The sequence below is a fragment of the Nocardia sp. NPDC052316 genome, assembly GCF_044547795.1.
Classification (GTDB): Bacteria; Actinomycetota; Actinomycetes; order Mycobacteriales; family Mycobacteriaceae; genus Nocardia.
In genome coordinates this window covers 513,100-532,138 of record NZ_JBIUBB010000007.1, presented here as the reverse complement: position 1 = coordinate 532,138, position 19,039 = coordinate 513,100, and the positions used below count along the sequence as shown (strand labels likewise).

Annotated in this window: 13 protein-coding genes and 1 pseudogene; 10 read left to right on the top strand and 4 right to left on the bottom strand. The window is 68.4% G+C overall.

Annotation, left to right across the window (positions count from 1 at the left end):
• The first annotated feature begins 178 nt into the window (after window positions 1–178).
• Window positions 179–1,189 carry an alpha/beta hydrolase gene (locus ACIHA7_RS33885; protein WP_397295306.1) on the top strand — a complete coding sequence of 337 codons (1,011 nt, stop codon included), beginning with the start codon at window positions 179–181 and terminating at the stop codon, window positions 1,187–1,189.
• Window positions 1,190–1,193: 4 nt separating this feature from the next.
• Here ACIHA7_RS33885 and ACIHA7_RS33880 read toward each other — a convergent pair whose 3' ends face one another.
• Window positions 1,194–1,874: a GntR family transcriptional regulator gene (locus ACIHA7_RS33880; RefSeq protein ID WP_397295304.1), complete on the bottom strand. Its 681-nt coding sequence runs from the start codon at window positions 1,872–1,874 to the stop codon at window positions 1,194–1,196.
• Window positions 1,875–1,992: 118 nt separating this feature from the next.
• On the opposite strand from ACIHA7_RS33880, the pseudogene ACIHA7_RS33875 reads away from it, so the two are divergent.
• Window positions 1,993–2,520: pseudogene (locus ACIHA7_RS33875) on the top strand (YbhB/YbcL family Raf kinase inhibitor-like protein); the annotation flags it as partial.
• Between the two features lie 694 nt (window positions 2,521–3,214).
• Window positions 3,215–3,577 (top strand): hypothetical protein, encoded by a 363-nt coding sequence (locus tag ACIHA7_RS33870; protein WP_397295302.1) that lies wholly within the window; start codon window positions 3,215–3,217, stop codon window positions 3,575–3,577.
• 63 nt (window positions 3,578–3,640) lie between these two features.
• Here the strand turns inward: ACIHA7_RS33870 and ACIHA7_RS33865 are convergent, their stop codons facing one another.
• Window positions 3,641–9,097: a carboxyl transferase domain-containing protein gene (locus tag ACIHA7_RS33865; protein WP_397295300.1), complete on the bottom strand. Its 5,457-nt coding sequence runs from the start codon at window positions 9,095–9,097 to the stop codon at window positions 3,641–3,643.
• Between the two features lie 321 nt (window positions 9,098–9,418).
• Between ACIHA7_RS33865 and ACIHA7_RS33860 the strand changes: the two genes are divergently transcribed.
• The 7 genes from ACIHA7_RS33860 (at window position 9,419) to ACIHA7_RS33830 (ending at window position 17,302) form a co-directional block, all read left to right on the top strand.
• Entirely contained in the window at window positions 9,419–10,300 is an 882-nt protein-coding gene (locus ACIHA7_RS33860) for a helix-turn-helix domain-containing protein (protein ID WP_397295299.1), read from the top strand.
• A 59-nt stretch (window positions 10,301–10,359) separates the two neighbouring features.
• Window positions 10,360–10,809 carry an SRPBCC family protein gene (locus ACIHA7_RS33855; protein ID WP_397295297.1) on the top strand — a complete coding sequence of 150 codons (450 nt, stop codon included), beginning with the start codon at window positions 10,360–10,362 and terminating at the stop codon, window positions 10,807–10,809.
• Window positions 10,810–11,031: 222 nt separating this feature from the next.
• On the top strand, window positions 11,032–11,868 hold the full coding sequence (locus ACIHA7_RS33850) for an SDR family oxidoreductase (RefSeq protein ID WP_397295295.1): 837 nt from the start codon (window positions 11,032–11,034) through the stop codon (window positions 11,866–11,868).
• 91 nt (window positions 11,869–11,959) lie between these two features.
• The gene (locus tag ACIHA7_RS33845; protein WP_397295293.1) at window positions 11,960–13,009 is read left to right on the top strand and encodes a 3-oxoacyl-ACP synthase III family protein; all 1,050 of its coding nucleotides are present in this window, start codon (window positions 11,960–11,962) and stop codon (window positions 13,007–13,009) included.
• A 3-nt stretch (window positions 13,010–13,012) separates the two neighbouring features.
• Window positions 13,013–13,954 carry a hypothetical protein gene (locus ACIHA7_RS33840; RefSeq protein WP_397295291.1) on the top strand — a complete coding sequence of 314 codons (942 nt, stop codon included), beginning with the start codon at window positions 13,013–13,015 and terminating at the stop codon, window positions 13,952–13,954.
• 228 nt (window positions 13,955–14,182) lie between these two features.
• Window positions 14,183–16,207 (top strand): LuxR C-terminal-related transcriptional regulator, encoded by a 2,025-nt coding sequence (locus tag ACIHA7_RS33835; protein ID WP_397295289.1) that lies wholly within the window; start codon window positions 14,183–14,185, stop codon window positions 16,205–16,207.
• Window positions 16,208–16,372: 165 nt separating this feature from the next.
• A complete protein-coding gene (locus tag ACIHA7_RS33830) occupies window positions 16,373–17,302 on the top strand; it encodes a bile acid:sodium symporter family protein (protein WP_397295288.1) in 930 nt (309 codons plus the stop codon).
• Window positions 17,303–17,468: 166 nt separating this feature from the next.
• On the opposite strand, the gene ACIHA7_RS33825 is transcribed toward ACIHA7_RS33830, so the two are convergent.
• Together ACIHA7_RS33825 and ACIHA7_RS33820 are read right to left on the bottom strand one after the other, a co-directional pair.
• The gene (locus ACIHA7_RS33825) at window positions 17,469–18,110 is read right to left on the bottom strand and encodes a PAS and ANTAR domain-containing protein (protein WP_397295552.1); all 642 of its coding nucleotides are present in this window, start codon (window positions 18,108–18,110) and stop codon (window positions 17,469–17,471) included.
• Window positions 18,111–18,235: 125 nt separating this feature from the next.
• Window positions 18,236–19,009, bottom strand: a complete 774-nt coding sequence (locus ACIHA7_RS33820) for a MerR family transcriptional regulator (RefSeq protein ID WP_397295286.1) — start codon at window positions 19,007–19,009, stop codon at window positions 18,236–18,238.
• Between the last annotated feature and the right edge of the window lie 30 nt (window positions 19,010–19,039).

Here is a 19,039-nt window from a genome sequence, read left to right as displayed (position 1 = left end):
TGACACCGCGCCGACACCCCTCGACCGACATCGGACCGCGCAGTCCGGAACTCCGGAAACGGGAACATTTCTCCAATACATCCGGTGCGATGCCGTCGATGCTGACTGCGATGTCCGCAAACACGCGCTCGACACCGGCTGTCCGGTTCGCCGACGCGTGCCGTCGAGGAGGAATGACATGAACGACGTGACCGGCACCGAACGCCCGCCGCTCGGCTACCGGCTGCTGCACACGGTGCAGAAGGAGCCGGACTGGTCGACGATCACCGACGAGGAGCTGATCACTTACCGCGACGCGGCGAACCGTAAGGCGGCTGCTCGCTTCAGTCGAGTGATCACCGGGTTTCCGGATCGCCGTGCCACGATCCGTTGGCAGGAGGTGCCACTGCCCGATCGGACGATCCCGGTCAGGGTGTACCGCCCCACGGCCGAGCGGCCCGCCGCACTGCCGCTCGTCCTGCACGTGCACGGCGGCGGATTCGTCGGCACGGCACCGCAATGCGATTGGGCGAACAGTTACCTTGCCGCGCGACTGCCCGCGATCGTCGTCTCGGTCGAGCACCGCCTCCTCGCCCCGGGCAGCCCGCTGTCGGCGGCGGTGGACGACGGCTGGGACGTGCTGCGCCACCTGATGGACAACGCCGCGGAATGGGGGATCGATCCGGCGAGGATCGCGGTCGCCGGCGAGAGCACCGGCGCCTTGATCGCCGCACTTACCGCGATCAGAGCCAGAGACGCCGGCCTGCGCCTGCGGGCCCAGGTGTTGACCAATCCCGTTGCCGACGTGACGGATGCCATGTTCGACTACCCCTCCATGGTCGAGCACGAGAACAGCCCGGGCCTGACCGTGGCGAGGTTGCGGCTGTTCCGCAAGTTGGCAGTCCCTGAGGGAACAGATTCCCACGCCGTGTCACCGCTGCACGCCGCCGACCTGAGCGGGCTGGCACCAGCCCTCGTCGTGGTGCCGACCATCGACCCGGTAGCCGACCACGGCCGCCGCTACGCCCAGCGACTGGGCGAGTTCGGCACGCCCGCACGACGTTGCGAGCATCGCGGAGCCCCGCACGCCTTCCTCGCCCTGCCCGGTGTGGTCCCACAGGCCAAGGCCGCACGCGCCGAGATCACCGAGTTCCTCGATGGTCACCTCGCCGAATCGCGGTCGGCCGCAGCGGAGTCGAAGGCAAGATAGCCCGTCAGTCGGCGTCCGTCAGCGCGGCTGCGGTCAGCGTCAGGTGCTGGGTCAGGGTGGCGGCTGCGGCGTCGGGGTCGCGCGCCAGGGCCGCCTCCTCCAGCCTGCGGTGTTCCGCGGCGCCGTCCCGCTCGGGGTTGCGGCGGGAGGACCAGCGCCGCGCGAGTTCGCTTGCGGTCCACAGGCGGTCGAACGTCTCCAGGAGGACGGGGTTGCCGCAACCTTCCAGGAGGGTGCGGTGGAAGACGCGGTGGGCTTCGGACCAGGCGTCGCTGTAGTACTCGCCTTCGTCGGTCACGTACGGCGGGGTGCGGGACAGGCGATGGTGGGCGGCTCGGACACGCGACTCCCAGTCCAGGTCGCCGCGCTCGATGGACATGCGCAACAGGACCGGCTCGATGGTCCGGCGGGCCTCCGCGATCTCTTGCCAGCGGCGGTCGGAGCAGTCCGGGACGGCGAAGCCGCGGTTGGGGAGCCGGTCGGCGAGGCCTTCGCCGACCAGCCGGACGAGCGCCTCGCGAACGACGGCCAGGCTCACGCCTTGTTCCTTGGCGAGGTCCTGCGGTTTGAGCGCGTCACCGGGGGCGAATTTTCCGCGCATGATCGCGTCGCGCAGGTGGGTATAGATCTGCTCGGTGAGCATCTGCTTTCCCGAGGAGGTCGAGGGGTGAGCCGTCCTGGTCATCCGGCAAGCATAGACGATCTGATAGATAATCGATTATCTGTGTTAGGGTCGATCTTGTGGCCGAGTCCCGATCGAGTGCACCCGCCACTCCACAGCACGGCCTGAAAGGAACGACGCGATGAGCGCCAACGACCCCTTCGCTCGCCTCCCCGAGGCGGCCTCCTTCACCGTCACCAGCGCCAACGTCGCCGACGGCGCCGCATGGGCACCCGAGCAGATGTCCGCCGGCGTCCCCGGCGGCAAGGACATCTCCCCGCACCTGTCCTGGCGCGGCGCACCGGAGGGCACCAAGAGCTACGCCGTCACCGTCTACGACCCCGACGCCCCGACCGGGTCCGGGTTCTGGCACTGGGCGGTCGCCGACATCCCCGCCGCCGTCACGGAGCTGCCCGAGGGTGCGGGCGACGACACCGGTTCGGGCCTGCCCGAGGGCGCGATCCAACTGCCCAACGACGCCCGCGCGGCCCGTTACTTCGGCGCCGCCCCACCCGCCGGGCACGGCCCACACCGCTACTTCGTTGTGGTGCACGCCCTCGATGTCGAGTCCATCGGTGTCCCGGCCGACGCGACCCCGGCACTGCTCGGCTTCACCATGGCAGGCCACATCCTCGGCCGTGCGGTGTTGACCGCGACGGCGGAGACGCCGCCGGTGCGTGCGACGGCCACGGCGGTAAGCGAATCCACGCCCGAAGCCGTCGAACGAATCGAGGTCTCCCGCCTCGTTCCCGCACCGGCCGCCACCATCTTCGCGGTCCTCACCGACCCGAAAGGCCACGTGGACATCGACGCGTCCGGCATGCTGCTCGACGCCGAAGGTGCCCCGGTCGAGCAACCCGGCGACCGGTTCCTCGTCCACATGGACCGCGAAGCCCTCGGCGACTTTCCCCTGGGCAAGTACGACGTAGAAGTCGTTATCACCGAACTCATTCCGGACAAGGAGATCGCCTGGACCGTGGAGGGCCAGATCCGGCCCCCCGTCCGGCACATCTACGGCTACCGGCTGGAGCCTGCCGAGGGCGGCACCCTCGTCACCTCGTACTACGACTGGTCACAGATCGGCGAGGAGTGGAAGTCGCGCCTGACCTTCCCGGTGGTCCCCGAGTCGGCCCTCAAAGCCACCTTGGGAATCCTCGAACGCACCGTCCGCCGCCGGACGGCGGCCTGACCAGCGCCTGACTGCCGCACCCGAGACACTGCTCGGGTCGCGGCCGGCCCGCCGGACCGCGCCCCGAGCACCCGCGACCCGGAAACCGGAAGCTACAGCAAGATCTCGTGGCCGGTTTATCCAAGCGTTCCCCACCACCCATGCCGGATCATGAGGGTCGGAGTGGGGAGTACACATGATTGAAGGACATACCGCAGAACAACTGCGGGAGCTGCTCGAGCGCGGCGCCGACGTGACCAACTCGATCACCGACCGCATAGCGATTCACGTGCTGCACCGCGCGGGCTTGCTCGGAAAACGATTCCTGGGCAACTACATCAGTATCGAGACCGTTGCCCTGGACGGCGATCAGGTGCGCCTCGCGTTCATCCGCGACTGGCCCGATCTGCCACATCAGGCGGACGAGCGCCTGAGCCGCGCCGAGCAACGCTGCCTGGAGCTGGCCGCGTGCATCGCCGCGAGCGTGCCGCACCCTGCCACCACCGGCAAGGTCACCACCGCAACCCCATTGAAGATGCACGTCTGCACCCAGTACTGAAACGAGTCGGCACACCATGGTGGCGAATCGCGAAGACTCGCACCATGGTGTGCCGCTCGACGATCAGGCGGGCAGCCCGGCTTCAATCGTCTGGATGATGCGTGGACGCAGCTCGGCGGTGCTGATCACGGCATCGACCGAGCCGACCTCGACGGCGCGCTGAATGTTGTGCACGCGGTCGAATTCGGCGGCGACGTTGCCGAGTTTCTCGGTGCGCACCGTGGCGCGGGTCTCATCGAGTTCCGCGGTCAGGGTCGCCCGGTCGGTGCCGGAGGCGTTCGCGGCGCGTGCCGCGAGGTCCCGGACCCGAGGATCGGCGGCGGTGCGTGCGTTGACCTCACCGGCGAACACCACCGCGGCGGCAGGCGCACCACCGAGCACGGAGGCGAACGATCCCTCCAGCGCGAGCACGGTCATGTTCGGGTTCAGCGCCTTGGAGAACACCACGAACGCGCCACCGTGGTACCGCGAGATCACGCAGAACACAATGGGCCCTTGGAAATTCACGATCGCACGGCCGATCTCGGCGCCGTACTCCAGCTGGAGTTTGCGCATCGATTCCGGCGACCCGTCGAAGCCGGACAGGTTCGCCAGCACCACCAACGGCCGGTTGCCGCTGGCCGCGTTGATCGCCCGCGCGGCCTTCTTCGACGACTGCGGGAACAGGGTACCCGCGGTGTAGGTGTCCGGGCCGTCGGTGGACGGGTAACCGCGCCGCGGCACCCCGCGTGACTCGATACCGAGCAGGCACACCGGGATTCCGCCGAGGTGCGCGTCCTGCACCACCGCCGTTTCGGCGTCGGCCATGCCTGCCCAGCGTTCCAGCACCGGGTGGTCCTGGTCGGCTAGCGCCCGCATGACGGTCCGAATGTCGAAGGGCTTCTTGCGATCCGGGTTGGCCGTGGCGGAGAAGATCTGACCGACGGTGGTGAAGTCGCTGTCGGCCAACAGATGCGGGAAGTCGGAGACGTCGCGGTCCACCGGATCGCTGGTCTGCGAACGTCGCGGCGTCTGCTCGCCGGGCGCGATGTAGGTGTGGTCGTAGTGCGACATCAGCACGTCGCGGGCCGCGGCCAGATCCGGCGCCCAGTACTGGGCCTGTCCGTTCGGGCCCATCACTCGGTCGTAGCCGCCGATGCCGAAGTTGTCCTCGGCCGACACGCCACCGGAGAAGTCCAGCGCCTGCTTACCGGTGAGCACCATCGCGGAGTCCGGCGTCATCACCAGGATGCCCTTGGTGTGCATGAGCATCGTGGCTTCGGCGTTCCAGTACGGCTGGGCGCCGACATTGATGCCGGAGACCACGATGTTGATTTCGCCGCCGTCCTGGGTGAATTCGACGATCCGCTTGAGCGCGGCCGCCACCCAGTCCATGTTCTCGGTGCCGGACTCCATGGAGATCCGGGCACCGGAGGACAGCGCGTACCACTCCAGCGGCACCTGCAGCCGGTCGGCCAGATCCAGCGCGGCGATCACCCGGCGGCACTCCGGCTCCGACAGCGCGCCGAGCGATTTCGTCGGATCGCCGAGCAGGACAACCCTGGTGACGCCCTGCGGATGCTGCGGGGTCGGCGTGCTGACCACACCCGCGACGATCGCCGCGGTGTTGCGACCCTTGGGCCGGTTGACCGGCACCAGCACGTGCTCGGCGTCGAGGTCGTACTCGGTGAATTCACCGAGCAGCCCGGTGAGTTCGTATGGGTATACCGTGTTGCGGCTGCTGGCGCGCAGCACCTTCTGCCGGTAGGCGTCGAGCGGCTCGATCACGTCGTCGGCCCGCTCACCGATGGTCACCTCGGTGGCATCGAAGCCGATGCGCACGGCGACCTTGGTCAACTCGCCGGTCTTCGGATCCCGTTGCCGCGCGATGAGCAGGATCTCTTCGAGCCCCGCGCCCGCGGTGGTCGGCCGCACGTGCTTGACGACCGTCTCCAGCTCTTCCGGCGTCACATCGATCGGCGGCCAGATGTACATCACGATGCGGTTGGTGTTGAACCGGTTGGCCGACGGCCGCAACGACTGTGCCCGGCGGATCGAGTCGAGGCAGGTGGCGATGGCGATCTCGGCGGTCGGCAGCGCGAGCAGCCTGCCGTCCTGCTCGCGCAGCGCGGCCAGGTCCCGGACCTGTGCAAACGCCATGAGGCGCTCGTCGGACGGGTTGTCCTTGGCGACGCAGCGGAACAGGTACACCTCTTCGTCGTCCGAGGACGGCAACCGGGTGAGGTCGAACTTGCGCAGCCGCTGCATCTGCATCCGCTGTGCGATGTACGGGTGCAGACCGCGGATCAGTCGCTCCTCGGCCATGCCGGTGGCCGACGGACGGAAGGTGAAGTGGTGGTGCATGACCGCGCCGCCGCTGCCCGCGACCGCGACGGTGATCCGGTGCACCTGGCTCGGCAGCTGATGGGCGCCGAGCACCTCGTGCAGTGCCGCGGCCATCGCGTCGAAGTCGGCGGGCTGCTTCTCCCAGCTGAGGTAGATGTCGGCGTCGATGGACGCCGAGCCGCGCGCCAGTTCGGTGAGCCCGCGCAGCGTGCTCTCCAGTGCGTCGAACCGCACGGCCGCGGAGACCAGGCTCAGGCCGCGGCGCTCGGCGATCACGAAGGTGCAGCCGCCCACCTCGTGGGTGCGCACGCCCTCGAGACCCTTGTTGCCGTAGTACCGGCGGGTCAGCACCTCCAGCATGACCGTGTTGTCGAGGTTGCCGCGCACCAACCGCTGGCCGAGCAACCGCACCAGCGGCTCGGTGCTGCGCACCATGTCGGAGATGCGCTCGGCGCGATCCGGCGAGTCCGGGTGCGCGTCCAAGTGGCGCAGGTGCTTTCGGATGTTGGTGTAGACGCGGGCCCGGTTGCGCCGCAGCAGCGGCTGGCCGTACCAGGCGTACACCACGCCGCGGGCGAGGTCGGCGATCACCGGGAACCGCACCTGTGTCGCGGCCACCAGCCGCTCCAGCGCCAGGCCGACAGGCTCGCGCAGTGCCCGGTCCGGCATCGGCTCGCGCAGCCACTCGCGCAGCAGCGTCGTGATCACGGTGACGGTGTCGGACGGGCGCTGCTGGGCGAGGAAGATCCGGAAGACCGCCGCCTCCAGCTCGGGGGTGCGTTCCAGTTCGGTGACCCCGTAGTGCCCGAGCGCGTTGGCGAGCTTGGCCTGGAACGACGCGGGCAGCCCGGCCCGCTCGACATCGAGGCTCTGCAGGTAGGTGTGGAAGTACTCGCGCGCGCTGTGCACGTGGCTGTACTGGCCGTCCTCACCCGAGGAGCGGTTGTGGCTCAGCTCGGCGAGGTCGGCGAACACCTCCATCAGTTCGAGTTCCTCGGCGAGCGGCCTGCGACCGTCCGCGAGCGCCGCCTGGCGCGCGGTGAGGTAGTCGTCGAGCACCCGGCGATCGTCGTGCGGGTCGACGTCGTAGCCGAGCAGCAGGCTGCGCAGATCCTCCTGGCCGCGGGTGGTGAGCTCGTGCGGCTGGATCCGCGCGGACCCGACGGGCAGGTCGAGCTCGACCGTCCCGACCGCACCCGCCTCCTCCGCGGCGTCCCCGTCGCCGAGCGGCTCGAGCCACAGCAGCGGCGCGCCGGTCTCCACCTGGCTGCCGACGGACACGACGCATTCCTTGAGCCGCGCCTTGAACGGCGCGCGCAGCACCGTCTCCATCTTCATGCTCTCCAGCACCAGGACCGGTCCGCCTGCCTCGACCTCGGCGCCGACCGCGAGCGGCGTGGCGACGACCAGCGCGGGGGCGGGGGAGCGAACCACGCCACCCTCGTCCCGGCTGATCCGGTGGGTCACGCCGTCGACGTCGACGAGGTGCACCGGACCGTGTGTGCCGGTGGTCAGGCGGTAGCGGGTGCCGTTCACCATGATCTGCCCGGTGTGCCGGTCGAAACGCTCGAGATCGACGTCGGCGGTGCGGATGTCACCGGCCGCCTCGATGCCGATGCGGAACCGGTGCGCGCCGATGCGCGCGACCCGCACGCGGTAGCTCGCGCCTCGCAGCTTGAGGTCGAGCGGCCGTCCGCTCTCGTGCTGGACCTGCGGACGCCCGCCGGACGCGGTGGACAGCAGCCGGTGCCGTTCGGCCCGCTCCTCTTCCTCGTACGCGTCGATGGCCGCGGCGGCCAGCGCGATGGCGGAGTGCCGGTGCGAGACCAGCCGGCCCTCGCCGCGGACGCGGTCGATCCAGCCGGTGTCCGCGCTGGCGTCGATCACCTCGGGCTGGTTCAGCAGGTCGAGCACGAAGCTCTTGTTCGTCGCGCCGCCCTCGATGATGACCCTGGTCTGCGCGACCGCCCGGCGCAGCCTGCCGAGCGCTTCCTCGCGGTCGCGGCCGTAGGCGATGATCTTGGCGATCATCGAGTCGAAGTCGGCGGGGATGGTGTCGCCCTCGCTGACGCCGGTGTCGACCCGGATACCGGGGCCCGCGGGCAGATTCAGCCGCGCGATGCGGCCGGGGGCGGGGGCGAAGTCGCGGTCGGGGTCCTCGGCGTTGAGCCGGGCCTCGATGGCGTGGCCGCGTTCGATGGGCATGGCACCCTCGAGCTTGCCGCCGGAGGCGACATGCAACTGGGCCCGCACGAGGTCGAAACCGGTGGTGTATTCGGTGATCGGGTGCTCGACCTGCAGTCGGGTGTTGACCTCCAGGAAGGCGAACAGCTGGTCACCGGGGTGGTAGAGGAACTCGACGGTCGCCGCGCCGCGGTAACCGACGGCGATCGCCAGCCGCTCGGCCGACGCCTTGAGCTCGGCCGCCTGCTCGGGGCGCAGCACCGGCGAGGCCGACTCCTCGATCACCTTCTGGTTGCGCCGCTGGACCGAGCAGTCGCGGACGCCGAGCGCCCAGGCGGTGCCCTGACCGTCCGCGATCACCTGCACCTCGACGTGCCGGGCGCCGGTGACCAGGCGCTCCAGGAACACCACGCCACTGCCGAACGCGCGCGCGGCCTCCTGACGGGTGCGCTCGTAGGCGTCGACGAGGTCGGCGTCGTTGGTGACGACCCGGATGCCGCGCCCGCCGCCACCGGCGGTCGCCTTCAGCATCAACGGGTAGCCGATCTCGGCCGCGGCCGTCATCGCGGCCTCCACGGTCTCGACCGCGCCACGGCTCCACGGCGCGACCGGCACGCCGACCTCCTCGGCGATCAGCTTCGCGCCGATCTTGTCGCCGAGCTTGCGCATGGCTTCCGGGCTCGGCCCGATGAAGGTGACACCGATCTGTTCACACAGTTCGGCGAACGCCGGGTCTTCGGCGACGAAACCCCAACCGACCCAGGCGGAGTCGGCGCCGGTCTCGACCAGCGCCCGTTCGAGCGCCTTGAGATCCAGGTAGGGGCGGGCGGCGGCCGGACCGAGGTCGTAGGCGATATCGGCTTCGCGCACGAACGTCGCGTTCCGGTCGACATCGGTATACAAAGCGACGGTTTCGATCGGTCGCGCGGTCGCCGCGGCCAAGTCTCGGACGGCGTGGATGAGGCGCATGGCGGCCTCTCCCCGGTTCACGATGGCGATGCGGCTGAACACTCGCCGACTCCTTCCTCTCCTGAAAGCTGGCCCGATGAACGGGCAAGGGTTGCAACTCTCGGTCCCGCGTAGTGTGCACCTCTCAGACAAATATGTGCACACCCGATCGGGTGTTACCGGTCCGTAGGTTGTGGGAACCCACCATATTTGGGTCGATCAGGCGGATTCCGGTGTCCGGCGCGGCCCGGAAACACCCTCGCACAACGATGATTCACCTCGCTCGCGGATTCGGCGCAACGCTGTGGGATTCCCCTAGGACCGGGGTCGGAGTCGCCCCGGACGCGTCCGGCCGGACCGCCACACCGGGCCTAGGCTTGGCTGGTGGTGTTCGACTCGGCCGACTTCGATCTCGCACGGTACGCGGACTTCGACATGCCTGCTTATGTGCGGCGCACCTACTGCAGTTGGCATGACGCGAGCTGGCGGTCGCTGCTTGTGCAGTGCTTCGACCATGTTCGCGAGGCGGAGGACCTGCCGATGCCCGGCGCGGCCGATCTGCACCTGGTGCTCTACGTGGCCGGGGACGTGGCGATGCGCACCCGTGCCGACGGGAAGCCGGTGCGCAGGCGCTGGGTTCCCGGCGATCTGGAGCTCATCGTCCCCGATTCGCCGAGCCTGCGCGCCTACCGGGCGACCTCGGCGATGCGCACCGTTCAGGTGCATATTCCGTCCGGGACCGTGGAACGGGTGGCCGCCGAGCTCGACGGCGGCAAGCCGGACTTCGAGGCGCTGGCGGCCACGGTGCGCGCGGGTGATCCGCTGGTCGAACAGCTGATCCGGGCGCTGCCCGCCGCCGACGGCAGCAACGACATGTACGCCGAATCCGCGGCGACGTTCCTCACGACGCACCTGCTCACCCGAGGTCGGCATGCGACGCCGCCCGGCCCGGAACACGCGGCGGTCCGCGCGAGCGTCGCGGTCATGCGGGAACGGATGGCCGAGCCGCTGACGCTGGCCGATATCGCCGCCGAGGTGCATCTGAGCGTCTATCACTTCATCCGGGTCTTCCGGGAGGCAATCGGCGAGACACCGCACCGATATCTCACCCGGTTGCGCATCGAGCGGGCGCAGCGGCTGCTGTCCACCACCGACCTCACCGTCGGGCAGATCGCCGATCGGTGCGGGTTCGCCAGTCCGGGCGCGCTGTCGTCGGCGTTCCTGAGCCAGGTCGGGGTCCGGCCGTCGGTGTACCGCAACATCTGATCGATACGCGGCAATTCGGCGCATCGCCGCGGGGCGGGCCCGTCGCTTAGTTTCGGATCATGCAGAGTTACGACGCGACCGCGACCTCGGCGGCAGCGCCGGCCGTCGTCTGGCGGCTGCTGCTCGACGCGCGGACGTGGCCGGTGTGGTCGACCGTCGACGCCCTGGTGCCGGAGCGTTCCAGCGGGCTCGATCCGAACGGACGCGACGGCGTCGGCGCGGTGCGCGCGTTCCGTACCGGGCGGACCGTGACCGGCGAGCGGCTGACCGGACTAGTCGAGGAGAAACAACTCACCTACGAGGACGCGTTCAACTGGAGCCTGCGTAACTACCAGGCGGTCATCGATCTCGTGCCGGCGCCGGACGGTGGCACGGTCATTCATTGGTACGGAACGTATTCCGCGCGATGGGGAATGGGTTGGCTGATGCAGCGTGTCATGCGGCGCGTCATGCAGCAAATGGCGGATGGTCTTGCCGCGCACGCGGCGGCCGAGGTAGTAAAAGAATGAACTGATTTCGCCGACAACTCCGTTTCTCGGTGTGCGCGAACCCCTATCAACCCCTACGCGTAGGTGCGCGAGCGCGCGCACGGTGGCGCCGATCGGCCCGTGCTGACCGCGCGCGACCTGCACAGTTCGGTAATGTTGTTCCCGCGCAGCATCTTTCAGTCATGTAGCAACCCCTGTTCGACACCGCCGACGGGCCGAAATCGTGTGGCAGGGTGACCGGGTATGAAGACGATCCTGATCACCGGGGCGACATCGGGTATCGGCCTCGCGGCGGCACAGCAGTGCGCCGCGCAGGGGCATCGGCTCGTACTCGTCGGGCGAAACCCGCGGAAGCTGGCCGATGCGGCGACCGCCGTCCGGGCCGCCGGTGCGGGCGGCGTGGACACTTTCGAGTGTGACTTCGCCGTACAGTCTTCGATCCGTCAGCTCGCCAAAAGTGTGCTGGCGCAATACGACCGGCTGGATGTACTCGCCAACAATGCGGGCGGCTACCAGAAGAATCGCGTCGAGACCGAGGACGGCATCGAGACTACGTTCGCCGTCAACTATCTCGGCGGCTTCCTGCTGACCGAGCTGCTCATCGATCTGATGGTGCGCAGCGCTCCCTCGCGCGTCCTGTTCACCTCCTCGGTCCTGCATTTCGGCGCCACACTGGATTTCGACGATCTCGGTCTCGAGCGTGGGTACTCCGGCGAGCAGGCCTACAGCCGGTCGAAACTCGCCGACATCCTCTACGCCAGGGCGTTGGCGCGCCGGGTCGAGGGAACCGGGGTGACGGTCAACGCCTTCCACCCCGGTGCGGTGGCGACCGGCATCTGGGACTCGATGCCGTGGTTCGGGCAGCCGCTGGTCGCGCTGGCCAAGCGACTGTTCATGATCACCGCCGAGGAAGGCGGTCGCGCGCTCACCTATCTCGCCACCGATCCCGAGGTAGCCGCGGTCACCGGCGCCTATTTCCAGAAGAACCGCATCAAGACTCCGTCGCGTCGTGCGCAGGACGACGCGCTCGGACAGCAGCTGTGCGAGGTGAGCGCGACCCTGGTCGAGTCCGCCGACTAGCCGCAGCGGCTATGCAGTCCACGACAACGTTGTCGAAAGTCCAAGCGACACATGATGTTTGTCATCGACTGATCTGCAGAAAGCAGGGGCAATGCAGCGTACGCGTTTCGAGTCGATCGGCTCGTACACTCCCGAAACCGTCCGTTCGACCGAGGAACTGATCGACAGTCTGGCGGTGCCGAGGTCACTGGATCTGGAGCGGATCACCGGGATCAAGAATCGGCGGGTCTACGACTCGCGTCCGGATCACTATGAATCCTCTTTCGAATTGGCGTTACAGGCCATCGACGATTGTCTGCGCCATTCGGACTACCGCGCGGACGAGCTGGACATCGTCATCTCGGCCTCGATCACGCGCACCCGAGGTAAGGACGTCTTCTGCTACGCGCCGGCCTTCGCGCTGATGCTCGGCAACGCGATCGGCGCGACATCGGCCCGGCATTTCGACGTCTCGAACGCCTGCGCGGGCATGCTGACCGGGGTACTGGTGCTGGACCGGATGATCAAAGCAGGGGTGGTGCGCAACGGTCTGGTGGTCAGCGGTGAACAGATCACCCCGATCGCGGAGACCGCGTTGCGGGAGATCAACAAACCGTACGATCCGCAATTCGCGGCACTGACCGTTGGCGACGCGGCGGTGGCGGTCGTGCTCGACGATCGCGGCGACGACCACGACGAGATCCACTACGTCGAATTGATGACCGCCGCGGGCGGGGCCGAGCATTGCCTCGGCATGCCCAGTGACCAGTCCGCGGGCATCGCGCTCTACACCGATAACCGGGCCATGCAGAACGAGGGCAGGTACATGCAGGCGATCAACCGCATGGACGCGTTCCTGAAGGAGACCGGGCGCACCTGGGAGAGCGAGAAATACGACTACTGGATCCATCATCAATTCAGCGGACCGGTCATCGAGTATCTCGGGCACCTGACCGAGCAGCACTTCGGCACCCCGATGCCGCAGGCCCTGAATGTGTTGCACGAGTACGGCAATACCGCCTCGACCTCGCATTTCCTGGTGCTGCACGAGTATCTCGCGCAACAGAAGATTCCCAAGGGTTCGAAGGTCCTGATGATTCCCGAGGCGTCCGGCATCGTGTCCGGTCATCTCGCCGCGACCATTTCGCGTCTGGAGGTCTGAGCCATGGGTACCACGATTGTCGCCGCCGCGACGAACACCGATCTGGACACCGGCAGCTACTTCGAACTCGCCACCCGCGCGGCCCGCGCCTGCCTGGCCGGCTCGGATGTCTCGGTCGACGAGATCGGCATGCTGATCAACGTGGGGGTCTTCCGGGACGACAACATCTCCGAGCCTGCCGTGTCCGCGCTCATTCAGAAACGGATCGGCATCGGCCTGGAATACCAGCCGGGACGGGTACCCGCGTTCTCCTTCGACCTGATGCATGGTGCCACCGGCCTGCTGCATGCCCTCAGCACCGCGGAGTGCTTCCTGGCCACCGGTGACGTGGAGTATGCGCTGCTGGTGGCGGGGGATACCCATCCGTCCACGCAGCGCTACGTCGCGGGGTTCCCGTACACCACCGGGGCCGCCGCGGTACTCCTCGGAAGCACACCCACCGCAGGGGGATTCGGACGGCTGCATACGCGGGAGACCGCCGGGAAGGTTGAGCCGTCGGCCTGGGTGTCGCTGGCAGAGGCCGGTGCGCACGGACGCTCGGCCATGCGCGTTCGGCACGGCACGGCAGACCCGATCACGCTCGCGGCGGCGGTCGTTCGCGACTGCGTGGCCGAAGAGAACATCGACAGCGACGATTTCGCTGAGGGGCGCGCAGTTCTGCTCGCCCCAGCCCCCGCACTGGGCTTCCGGGCCCGCCTCGCCGAAACGCTGGGGCTGCGACCGGAATCGGTGGTCGGCGTCGCCCCGGCGATCGGCGATCCGTACACCGCGGCTCCGGTCCACGCGTACCTGAATGCGCGGGAATCGGGGGCGCTCGGTCCGGCGGGCACGGTGCTGTTCCTGGCCGCCGACGACGCTGCGGCGGCCTGTCTCGCCTACCATCCGCAGCCGACGGTGGTGCCCACCGGGCGTGGAGTCAGCGCCGCGGGAAGCGAAAGATGTTGATGTAACTAACATTCCGCCAGATTGTTCGGCGCCGCTCCCGTGATCTTGTTGCCGCGATTCGAGGACAGGTCGCGGTGCGGCGACCTACGCTAGTGGCACCGGCTGGATCAATGGGGTGTCCAGGGATGCCCCCGCTGCGACGATGCCGCGTCTTCAGCGCACCCGAGTTGTCTCTTCGATGGTGCCTTCCCCAGTCGGGCACGCCTCATCGACGAAGGGGACTCGGGTATGCACCGGCAGATTCTGCACGAAAAGTGGTCGTTACTACACAGATCCGAGGTCGGGCAGGCCATGGCCGTGCTCGGCGGCGCCAGCACGGTCGGCTTGGTCGCCGAACTACTCGCCGCCGACGAGGCGGCGGTGCGCACGGCCGTGCGCCAGCTTGCCGCTGGCTCGTCCGGGCGGGCGCTTTTCGACCTGGACATCGGTGAGCGCGTCCTGCGCGACACCCCGGCGGAGGTGCGCAGGGAACTGCACCGTCGTGCCGCGAAGCTGTTGCACGACAAGGGGTTCCCGGCGGCGGTCGTGGCCGACCACTTGGTCGCGGCCGGTGCCACCGGGCATCCATGGGCGGCTGGTGTGCTGCTCATCGCCGCGGCGGAGGCCTTGGCGAACGACCAGATCGACCGCGCGGTGCAGCGACTGGAGTTGGCCTATCGAGTGACCCGGGACGCCGCCGAGCGCGCCACGATCGCGATCCGGCTGGTGCGCGCCGAGTGGCGGCTCAGCCCGTCGAGTCGAACGCGGAACTACAGCCGGGTGCGTGCGGCCATCCGGGCGGGCCGGGTGCCGATGGCGGGGCTGCCTGCCGCCGTCATGTTCCTGCTCTGGCACGGGCAGGCGCAGTACGCCGATCAGGCGCTCGGTCAGTTGGACTGCGGCAGGCTCGACGAGGCGGCGCCGAAGATCGACTTCCTGTGTGCCTGGCTGCGGTCCTCGCACCCGCCGCACGCGCAACGCCATCAGCGGTTGCTCGCCGCCCAGGCCCGGCGGCGCCCGGCGGTCGCGGCGCGACCGTCACCGCACCTGCTCGGCGCGCAGTTGCTCACCGGCCTGTTCGACGGGTGCCCGCAGGACGAAACCGTCACCATCGCCCAGCGTCTGCTCACCTGTCATCGGCTCGCCGCGAGCACCGTGGAAACCCTTGCGGCAGCGGTGCACTGCCTGATCTACACCGACCGGCTCGACACCGCCGCGGCCTGGTGCGACTCGCTGCTGGCCGAGGCCGAGGCGCGGCGGGCACCGACCTGGCAGTCGATCTTCGCCGGCCTGCGCGCGGAGACGATGCTGCGCAAGGGGAATGCGCGGGCCGCGGCCGATGACGCCATGGTCGCGCTCAACGTGGTCCCCGCCGAACACCTCGGGGTCTGGATCGGCATTCCGATCGCGGCGCTGATTCGCGCACACACCCTGGCCGGCAGGCACGCCGACGCCGAGGCGCAACTGCGCAGGCCGGTGCCGCGGGCGCTGTTCGAATCACGGTTCGGCCTGCTGTATCTGCATGCCCAGGGCCACCACCAGTTGGCCGTCGGCCGTGCCGACGAGGCGCTGCGCACCTTCCGCCGCTGCGGCCACCTGATGCGGCGCTGGCAGATGGACTTTCCCTGGCTGGTGCCGTGGCGCAACGACATCGCCGCCGCGCACCTCGCGCTCGGCGAACACCGGCACGCTCGCGCCGTCGCGAACCGCCACCTCGATCTGCTCGGTGCCGCGAGCCAGCACCGCACCGGCGGGGTATCGCTGCGGCTGCTCGCCGTGGCCGCCGACCGCTACCAGCGGGTCCGGCTGCTCCGGGATGCCGCGGCGATCGCTCGCGGCGGCGGCTGCGACCTCGAATTGGCGACGGTCCTAGGCGAACTCGGCGCGGCACACCGCGCCGTCGGCGACCACGACAAGTCCCGCACCCTGATCCGCGAGGCCACCCGGCTCGCCGATTCCTGCGGTGCCGACCCGTTGCTGCACGACCTGCGCGGCGACCGCCCGCAGCGCACCGCACCCATTGCCCGATTGCGCACGCACGCCCATGGTCTCGACGCTCTGAGCCCCGCCGAACGCCGCGTCGCCGAGCTCGCCGCGCGCGGCGAACGCAACCGTGACATCGCCGCCGCGCTCGCCATCACCACCAGCACCGTCGAACAACACCTCACCCGCGTCTACCGCAAACTGGACGTCGCCCGCCGCACCGAACTGACCTTCGTGCTAGGCGCGGCGCGGCGTCCGGACACCGGCTCGTCGGTCTCCGTCACCGGATAGGTGCGCCGCTGATCTTGCGTCCCTCGCGCACTTCTGGCAGTTTCGGTAATTGTCTCGGTGCGTAGCTCGACGTGAGTCACCCTCGGCCCTCGGGCGCACGTGCCGAGGCAGGCCGGCGACAGCGATCGGGTCTGTCGGCGGATTCGATCGAATGGTGAGGACACCATGGACTCAGCGCTCATCTCCGTGGGCTTGCCGGTAGTTTTGATAATCATCATGTTCGGGCTCGGGCTTTCGCTCACCGTCGAGGATTTCACCCGGATCGCGAAGAGCCCCAAGGCCGCCGCCATCGCGCTGGTGTGTCAACTGCTGGTGCTACCGATCGCCGCGTTCGGTCTGGTCAAGCTGTTCGATCTGTCGCCACTGCTCGCGGTCGGCGTGATGCTGCTCGCGGCGTCGCCGGGTGGCACCGCGGCGAACCTGTTCAGTCACCTGTTCCACGGTGACGTCGCGCTCAATGTGTCTCTCACAGCGGTCAATTCGATCATCGCGGTGGTCACCGTCCCGCTGGTCACCAACTTCGCCATCGACCACTTCGACCCCGGCGAGTCGGGCACGGTCGGTCTGCAGTTCGGCAAGGTCGTCCAGGTCTTCTCGATCGTGCTGATCCCGGTCGTGCTCGGCATGCTGGTGCGCAGGCTCTCACCCGCCTTCGCGCAGCGGATGGATCGGCCGGTGCGCATCGGCTCCGCGCTCACCCTGACCCTCGTCATCCTGGCGACCATCGTCGACCAACGCGCCGACATCGTCCCCTACGTGCAAGCCGTCGGGATCCCCATGATCCTGTTCTGCTTCATCAACCTGAGCGTGGGCTACACCGTCCCCCGGCTCTTCGGCGTGCAGGGTCGCCAGGCGATCTCCAGCTCGATGGAGGTCGGCATCCACAATGGTGTCATTGCCATCACTATCGCCGTCAGCGTGCTGGGCAGCATCGAAATGGCGATCCCCGCAGCCGTTTACGGCGTCGCCATCTTCCCGATCGCGACCGCCTTCGGTTGGCTCGTCACGCGGCGCCGGGCACCCGAGGCCGCGGCCGAAACCCACCCGGTGGTGGGTGATTCCGATGCGGCGCTCGGGGATTCCTCTGCGCGCTGACGTTTCCCGACCGGCGCGGACGCCATCGAGTCGAATGCCGCCGGCTACAGCGCGGTTCGGCCGACTCCTTTCGATCCGCGCCGACGACGCCGAGCCATCGAGTCGAAGCGAGCTTGCGGGCTCGAATGTGTTACTGTGCGCGGCATTCCGCGAACCACGACGGTGATCAGTGCTGGTCGGTGGTTTCCTGCGCCTGTGTGTGCACAGTCAGTAGCAGGCGGTCGAAGGTGGTGCGTTGCGGTAGTGGGCCCCCGCCCATCCCGGTGATCGCGGTGACGAGCAGTTCGGCCAGTTGGCGCAGCTTGGTGTTGGTTTCCTGGGATCGCCATTGCAGGACGCGGAACGCCTGCTCGGCGTTGATGCCGTACACGAGCATCAGTGCACCCTTGGCCTGTTCGATCACCTCCCTGGCCTTGATGAGGTCGGGCAGCAGCTCCTCGGCGAACTCTCGCCGTCCCTGTTCGACGGAGTCGCTCACATCCACGTAATACCCGCTGGTGCCGACCACCGCGCCGTCCTCGTCCACCAGGCGGTCGCCGACCACGATGACCGAGTGCACCACCCCCGCGGTGTCGATGATCCGGTGTCTGCTGCAGAACGGGGCGCCGGTGCCGATCGTCTCGGCCAGCGTGGCGGCGACCTGCGCCCGATCCTCCGGATGCTTGTGCGAGAGCACCACCTCGGTCGTCAGCACCACCGCTCCCGGCTCGTACCCGTGCATCACCGCCACTTCGTCCGACCACTCCCACCGTTGGTCCGCAAACCAAAACCGAAAGCTGCCAACACTTTGCGGCCGCCCAGCAGCCACCCGCCCCACCCCGTCGGCACACCCGGGGACGCCCTCTCCGAACTCCGTCACAACGCCAACTATCGAAGCGAACCACCCCCCGCCGCGAGGGTCGAAGGTCACCAACAACCCGTTGGCGCGGGGCGTTATCGCGGCGGGTCGAGCCGTTCGAGTTTGGTCCAGCCGGTCCAGCCGCGCTCGCGGAGTAGTTGGGTCAGGCGGTGGGTGGGTGGGGCGGTGTCGCGGGCGAGGGTGTCGAGGAGGGTGGCCAGGGCGGGGTCGATGTTGCCGCCGACGTAGTTGTCGCCGTGTTCGTCGGCTAGGTGGGTGAGGTAGGTGGCTATCTTGTCGACCAGGTCGGTGAGGATCGGGTCGTTGTCGGTGCGGTCGAGGGCTCGGCTCAGGGTGAGGTAGAAGTCGATGAGGGGGGAGTCGGCGATTTGGGTTTGTTTGCGGGCCATCAACTCCGGGATCAGGTCGGGGGAGTGGGCGGCCAGGGGGATCCAGCCGTCCCGTTCGACCTGGATTATGCGTTCGTCGACACCGAGTGCCCGGAGATGGTCGAGAAAGTCGATTACCTCCGGGGGTAAAGCCAGACTTTCTCCGGTGGTGAGGCGGGCGATGCGGTCTCGGTGTTGTTGGCGTAACTCGATTTCCGCCTGTAACAGCCTATCGATGTCGGCGACTGCTGCGGCGAATTCTTGTTCGTCGGCCTGGAGCAGTTCGTGGACGCGTGCCAGGGGGACGCCGGCCTCGGCGAGGGTTCGGATCTTGATCAGCTCGACTACGGCAGCGGCGTCGTAGCTGCGATAACCGGAGTGGTCTCGCGCCGGCTCCGGCAGTAGCCCTTTGGCGTGATAGTGCCTAACCGCGCGCACCGTTACGCCGGCGTAGGACGCGAGCTTGCCGATGGTGAGCATTGGTCCAGTCTTCCTGAATCGCGTATCGGT